Annotated in this window: 6 protein-coding genes and 1 pseudogene; 1 reads left to right on the forward strand and 6 read right to left on the reverse strand. The window is 68.6% G+C overall.

Going from position 1 to position 4,782, the window contains the following annotated elements:
- Positions 1–335, forward strand: a pseudogene (locus RMO40_RS24720) (beta-ketoacyl-[acyl-carrier-protein] synthase family protein); the annotation flags it as partial.
- A gap of 161 nt (positions 336–496) precedes the next feature.
- Here the strand turns inward: RMO40_RS24720 and fabG are convergent.
- The 6 genes from fabG to RMO40_RS24750 form a co-directional block, all read right to left on the reverse strand.
- Positions 497–1,240, reverse strand: coding sequence for a 3-oxoacyl-ACP reductase FabG (fabG, locus tag RMO40_RS24725; protein WP_309726494.1), 744 nt, complete (start codon positions 1,238–1,240; stop codon positions 497–499).
- Entirely contained in the window at positions 1,237–1,704 is a 468-nt protein-coding gene (locus RMO40_RS24730) for an ApeP family dehydratase (RefSeq protein ID WP_309726496.1), read from the reverse strand. The genes fabG and RMO40_RS24730 overlap by 4 nt, the downstream gene beginning before the upstream one ends.
- Positions 1,701–2,510: a beta-ketoacyl synthase chain length factor gene (locus tag RMO40_RS24735; protein WP_309726498.1), complete on the reverse strand. Its 810-nt coding sequence runs from the start codon at positions 2,508–2,510 to the stop codon at positions 1,701–1,703. The genes RMO40_RS24730 and RMO40_RS24735 overlap by 4 nt, the downstream gene beginning before the upstream one ends.
- Positions 2,507–3,688: a beta-ketoacyl-ACP synthase gene (locus RMO40_RS24740; protein WP_309726500.1), complete on the reverse strand. Its 1,182-nt coding sequence runs from the start codon at positions 3,686–3,688 to the stop codon at positions 2,507–2,509. Before RMO40_RS24740 ends, RMO40_RS24735 begins: the two co-directional genes overlap by 4 nt.
- On the reverse strand, positions 3,685–4,416 hold the full coding sequence (locus RMO40_RS24745) for a methyltransferase domain-containing protein (RefSeq protein ID WP_309726502.1): 732 nt from the start codon (positions 4,414–4,416) through the stop codon (positions 3,685–3,687). Before RMO40_RS24745 ends, RMO40_RS24740 begins: the two co-directional genes overlap by 4 nt.
- The coding region (locus tag RMO40_RS24750; protein ID WP_309726504.1) for a polysaccharide deacetylase family protein at positions 4,413–4,782 on the reverse strand (370 nt) is incomplete at its 5' end. The genes RMO40_RS24750 and RMO40_RS24745, both read right to left, overlap by 4 nt.

Raw genomic sequence — 4,782 nt, forward strand, 5'->3', positions numbered from 1 at the left:
CACACGGCACCGCCACCCGCATTGGCGACGTGATCGAGCGCGACGCGCTGGCCGAAGTGTGGGGCGGTGATTTCGACTCGCTTCGGGTGAGTTCCACCAAGGCCTTGCATGGCCACCTGCTGGGCGCCGCCGGTGCGCTGGAGGCCGCCATCACCGTGCTGGCCTTGCACCGGCAGCAACTGCCACCGAATTCGCATTGCAAAGCGATTGATCCAGCCTGCCGCATGAACCTCGTCACCGAGACGGGCTTGGCAGCGCCTCAGCTCGAGGCGGCGATCAGCAACTCGTTTGCCTTTGGCGGCACCAACGCGGTGTTGCTGTTCGAGCGCAGCTGATCGTCGTTCTGCGCCTTGCTTCTGCCAGCAGGTTCAACGCAAAGGCGCCAAGAACGCAAAGGTCGCAAAGAATCCGCAAAGCTTTCTTTTCCTTTGCGTTCTTTGCGACCTTTGCGCCTTGGCGGTCAAGAAACCGAGCCCAGACTCCGCCCCGTCCTTCCTCAGGCCATCCCGCCATTGATCGAGATGACCTGCCCGGTGATGTAGCCGGCCTCGGCCGACGCCAAAAACCCCACCAGCGCCGCCACCTCATCGGCCCGCCCGGCGCGCTTCATCGGCACCATGCGGTCGATGGTCGCCTGGTCGAACGTGCCCTCGGCCATGCCCGAATCGATGATGCCCGGCGCCACCGCATTGACGGTGATGCCCCGGCTCGCCAGCTCCAGCGAGAGCGCCTTGGTGGCGCTGTTGAGCGCGCCCTTGGCCGCAGCGTAGTTCACCTGCCCGCGGTTGCCGGTGAGCGAGGCGATCGACGAGATGTTGATGATGCGGCCCCAGCGGGTGCGGATCATCGGCATCGTGAGCGGTTGCGTGACGTTGAAAAAACCGTTCAGCGACACGTCGATCACACCTTGCCACTGCGGCTGTGTCAGCGCGGGAAAGGCGGCGTCGCTGTGGGTGCCGGCATTGTTGACCAGCACCTGCACCGGCCCCGCTTGCAGCAGCGCGGCCAGCGCGAGCTGAGCCGCGTCGCGGTCAGTCACGTTGAAGGCCACGGCTTCAGCCCGGCCTCCCGCCGCTTCGATCTGCGCCACCAGCTCTTGAGCGGCGGCGAGCCGGCTGTTGGCGTGCACGATGACGTGAAAGCCGTCACGCGCCAAGCGCAGCGCAATGGCTCGACCAAGGTCGCCGCTTGCGCCGGTGACCAGCGCACGTTTTGCAGGAGCAGGGGTGTCTGTTGTCATGAAGCCAAAGGCGTGTTGAGCACCACCGCCGCGCGCCCTTGGGCCAGCGGGCGGCCGGCGTGGCTGACCTGGAAGGCGTAAAGAATCTGCCGCGCATCACCGCTCTGGCGGGTGGCTTCGATGCGCAGCTCGTCGGGCGAGTCCGCCAAGGGCAGGTCATCGAGCCGCAACACGTTCAGCTGCACGCCGCGAGCGCTCGCGAGAAATCCCGGGCTCACCGCCGTGCCGGCCTCTTGCCCGATCAACGCGCCGTGCAAGGCCATCGCCTGCGCGGCGTATTCGATCGTGCAGGTCGACAGCAGGCCGCTGCGAGTGCGCAGCGGGTGATCGGCATCACGGTGGTTGGTGGCGATGCAAACGATGCGCTGCGCATCCCACCGCGCCAGCCGGTCCAGCAGGCACATGCTGCCGCTGTGCGGGATCAGCGCGGCGATGCCGGCGTGGTCGAGCCGCGTGATCGTCACGCGAGCGGCTCCAGGTCGAGGCGCAGCCCCATCTCGGGCAGGTAGTCGACCACCAGCCCGCGCTGCGGTTGGCGCTGCGCCAGCGCCACCAGCAGCGGCAAGGCCGCGGCCGCAGGAATGACACGCCGCAAGGTGTCGAGCGAGCCCGATGCGAGCGGGCGCGCCGCCGGCTGGGAGCTGGCGAGCTGGATCGTCAAGGCCGCCAGCGAGCGCTCGGTGGCCGCCGGCGTGAGCAACAGCGCCACGCCAAAGTGGTCGGGCAAGGGCCGCGTCGAATGCAGGGGCTCGGGGTAGGGTGAGTCGCTCGCCACCAGCAGCACCGGCTCTCCGCTCAGGCACACGTTGGAGGCGGCTTCGATCAGGCCGGCGCCGAAGCTGCCGTTGAAGGCGCACAGGCTGGTCGATGGCGCACGGCTCGACACCGCGATGTGCCAAGCCCCCGACGACGCGTTGTGAACCGAGTTGGTGAAGCGGGTCGGCGACACCACCGGCGCGGTCATCTCCAGCGCCTCACACATCGCGTGGCAATTGGCACACTCGCCGCTGGAGGAGCTGAACACCGTGGCCAGCACAGCGGGGTCGACCTGCGCTTGCGCCACCGCTTCGTCGGCCACCGCCATCGCCAGCTTGACGGCCGCACCGGCACGCCGCCGCTCGGCCGGCGGCAGCCGCACCGGCACGGGCAACACGGTCGGCACGTTCACGTGAGCGAGCGCACCGCGCAGCAGCTCTTGCGAGCTGGCCCACGAGCTCATGCCGGGCCCCAGCAAGCCGACACCTTGCACCCATACACGAAGGCTGCTCATGGAGCGCTCCCAAACACCAGGCTCGCATTCGAGCCGCCAAAGCCGAATGAATTCGAGAGCACCCGCTTCACGCTCGCGCTGCGGTTGTCTTGCAGGTAGTTCATCAACAAGGCCGGGTCACGCGTTTGAATGTTGAGCCCCGCCGGCATCAGCCCGTGCTCCAGCGCCAGCAAGGCCACCAGCGCTTCTACCCCGCCGGCCGCGCCCAGGGTGTGGCCGGTCGCGCCCTTGGTCGAGCTGCACGGTGTGGCGGTGCCGAACACGCTGCGCACCGCGTTGTCTTCGGCGGCGTCGTTGCTGGGCGTGGCGGTGCCGTGCAGGTTGATGTAGTCGATGTCGCCAGGCTCCATCTGCGCGTCTGCCAGCGCCGAACGCATGGCGGCGATGGCGCCTGCGCCTTCGGGGTGGGGTGTGCTCATGTGGTATCCGTCGTTGCTTTCGCCCACGCCGAGCAGCCAGCCTTGGGGTGTGTCGACCTCACGCTCCAGCAGCGCGAACGCGGCGGCTTCGCCGATCGACAGACCCTTGCGTGATGCATCCCAGGGCCGGCAGATCTCGCTCGACAACAGCTCCAGCGAGTTGAATCCATACAGCGTGCTCAGGCACAGGCTGTCGACGCCGCCGACCACCGCCGCGTCGATCAGCCCCAGCTCCATGAGGCGCGCCGCCGTGCCAAACACCTTGGCGCTGGACGAACACGCGGTCGACACCACCCAGCTCGGCCCCTGCAGGCGCAGCGCACGCACCACGAAGCCGGCCACCGAGTAGGTGTTCTGGGTGGGGCCGTAAAGGAAGTCGGCCGGCAAGGCGCTGTTCGCACCGCGACGGCGGTAGGCCAGCTCGGTCTGCAACAGGCCCGAGGTGCTGGTGCCGAGGAACACGCCCACCCTGCCCGCACCCCAGCGCGCCCGCGCGGCGGCCACCGCGTCGACAAAACCGTCTTGCTGCAAGCCCAGCCAGGCGAGGCGGTTGTTGCGGCAATCGAACTCGCTCAGCGCCGCGGGCAACACGACCGCGTCGACACCCGCCACCTCGCCCACCCAGGTGGGCAGCGGCAAGTCCATGAACGTCACCGGTGCGAGGCCGGTGCGCTGCGCCTGCAAGGCGTCGAGATTGGCGGCGCGGCCCGCCCCGAGCGCAGTGCTCAAGGTGCTGGCAGAAATGGCAACAGATTTCATACGGCGCGCACCTTGGCCACCAACAACACATTGGAAAACAGCGTGCCCCGGCTCATGGGTTGGCTGCGAACGTCGAAGCCCAGCGACTCCAGCTGCGCCACCCACTCGGCCAAGGGGCGCCCGGCCAGCGGCACCACACGGTGCAGGCGCATCCAGGCGACGACGGTGTCGACCCACTGGCTGAAACGAAAGCCCGGCCGGGCGGTGGCGTCACCGACCCGCAGCAACAAGGTGCCTTGTGGCGGCAAGGCGCGGCGCACACGCACCAGCACCTCGTTTTGTTCGGCCACGTTGATGTAGTGCAACACGTCGAGAAGGACCACGGTGTCGGCCTCGGGAAAGGGAATCTGGCGCATGTCACCACACACGAACTCGGCGGCACCACCGAGCGAGGCCCGGGCGCGCTCGATATCGCGCGGGCGCAGGTCGATGCCGGTCACACGCGCCGCCGCCGGCGCCGCCGCCCACTGGCTCGGCCAGCGCCCTTGCGGGGCCAGCAGCGTGCAGGCGCGCAGCAGGCTGGCGAGCAGGCCCTGGCCACAGCCGATGTCGAGCACGTGGGCGCGCGGTGCGATCAGCCCCTGGCTCAGCAGGTGTTGAAACACCGGGTCGAGCCCCAGCTTGCCGCGCGCGAAACGCCACGCAAAGTGGCCGGCACGGCGATAGGGCTCGCTGGCGGCGTCGCGCAAGTCCGACCAGTGTTGGTGGGTGAGGCTGGCGCTGCTCATGCAAGGGCCTCTGGCAGCGTGACCGTGCGCAAGCCGGCCTGCTCGATGCGGCGCAAAAGCTGGGGCAACACCTCCAGCACCACCGGCTTGCCGCTCGGCGCCATTTTCGAGTTGGCGTCGTGCAGCAGCAGGATGTCGCCGGGGCACAAGCCCCGCGTGAGCCGGGCCAGCACACCCGCCGGGTCGGTGTAGACGGTGTCGAAACCACGCCGCGTCCAGCTCACGAGCTGCAGGCCTTGCTGGTCGAGCACCGGCGCGAGAAACGGGTTGCGCAGCCCGGCTGGCGCTCGAAAGAAAACAGGTCGCTGGCCAGTGATCTGGCTCAGCGTGCCCTGCGCCAGGCTGAGCTCGCGGGCAAAGGCGCCC

The sequence above is a fragment of the Rhizobacter sp. genome (genome assembly GCF_031412075.1).
Lineage (GTDB): Bacteria > Pseudomonadota > Gammaproteobacteria > Burkholderiales > Burkholderiaceae_C > Rhizobacter.

Coding starts and splice junctions, on each gene's coding strand:
- RMO40_RS24745 (WP_309726502.1), bottom strand. CDS start 4,416: ATGAGCAGCGCCAGCCTCACCCACCAACACTGGTCGGACTTGCGCGAC.
- RMO40_RS24735 (WP_309726498.1), bottom strand. CDS start 2,510: ATGAGCAGCCTTCGTGTATGGGTGCAAGGTGTCGGCTTGCTGGGGCCC.
- fabG (WP_309726494.1), bottom strand. CDS start 1,240: ATGACAACAGACACCCCTGCTCCTGCAAAACGTGCGCTGGTCACCGGC.
- RMO40_RS24740 (WP_309726500.1), bottom strand. CDS start 3,688: ATGAAATCTGTTGCCATTTCTGCCAGCACCTTGAGCACTGCGCTCGGG.